We start from the raw sequence: 1113 nt of genomic DNA, 5'->3' as shown, positions 1-1113 counted from the left end.
GGTCGCGGCACGGGGGCTTCTGTCATCCCGGCGAATGCCGGGATCTCCTCAGCCGAGCAAGTCTCAGCCGAACAAGCGCGGGTCGTGAAGATCCCGGATCCATTCCGGGGTGACTGAGGCGTGCGGGTGCGCCCGCGAAGGACTGCTCAGATGTCGATCGGGATGACGGCGCCGACCACTTGGCCGCGTCCGTAGATCGGGGCTTCCATCATTCGGGCGCGCAGGCCGGCATCGCCCAGCCACAGCCGGCGCAACACGGCGCCCATCACCACCGGCCGTGCGCGGATGCCGCCGTCGGCGATCTTGATCGCGATGCCGCGGCCGTCGGGCAGACCGGCGGCGTAGACGCCTTCGGCGCCATCCTTGGCCACCATGCCCGGCACCCCGCGCATCAGATCGGTGACGTCGCGTCCGGTGCCGCCGACCAGTTCGGGGTGGCTGCGCATGGCGTCCGCGATCTCCTTCTCGGCGCCGCCGGTGGCCGAGGCGATGGTGCCGAACATGCGAGCCAGCCCGACCAGGCTGACTGCGAGCGCCGGCGCACCGCAGCCGTCGATGGACGTCCAGGCGATCCGGACGCCGAGGCTGCGGATGGTCTCCAGCACCGCCTGCTGGGCCGGGTGGCCGCGGTTCAGGTAGGTGTCCCGGCGCCACTCGTTGAGCGCGGACGTCGCCAGCATCGCCGCGTGCTTGCCCGAGCAGTTCTGGGCCAGCGACGACGGCCCGCGACCGGCGGCGATCCACTCGTTGCGTTGGGCGTCCATCAGGGGCAGATCAGGCGTGTTGCGCAGGTCGGACTCGTCCAGCCCCGCGCCGTGCAGCAGGTCGAGCACGGTCTGCAGATGCATCGGTTCGCCGCTGTGGCTGGCGCACGCCACCGCCAACTGATCGGACGGCACGTCCAACCCGCAGCGCACCATCGCCAGAGCCTGCAAGGGCTTCAGCGCCGACCGGGGCAGGATGTCGCTGGTGTAGTCGCCGCGGCTGTACGACACCGAACCGTCCGCGCGGGTCACCACGATGATGCCGCGATGCGCGGACTCGACGAACCCGTTGCGGACGACCTGCGCGATCACCGGGGGGTCGCCGAGATTCACCACGCCCGGAGTCTAG

1 protein-coding gene is annotated in these 1113 nt (G+C 70.8%); it reads right to left on the bottom strand.

Annotated elements, in window-relative coordinates; translation table 11 throughout:
• Window positions 1-146: 146 nt before the first annotated feature.
• A complete protein-coding gene (locus Q0066_RS06140; protein WP_298131111.1) occupies window positions 147-1100 on the bottom strand; it encodes an asparaginase in 954 nt (317 codons plus the stop codon).
• Window positions 1101-1113 lie beyond the last annotated feature (13 nt).

The sequence above is a fragment of the Micropruina sp. genome, from assembly GCF_027492755.1.
Classification (GTDB): Bacteria; Actinomycetota; Actinomycetes; order Propionibacteriales; family Propionibacteriaceae; genus Micropruina.
This window is presented reverse-complemented; position numbering and strand designations above follow the sequence as displayed.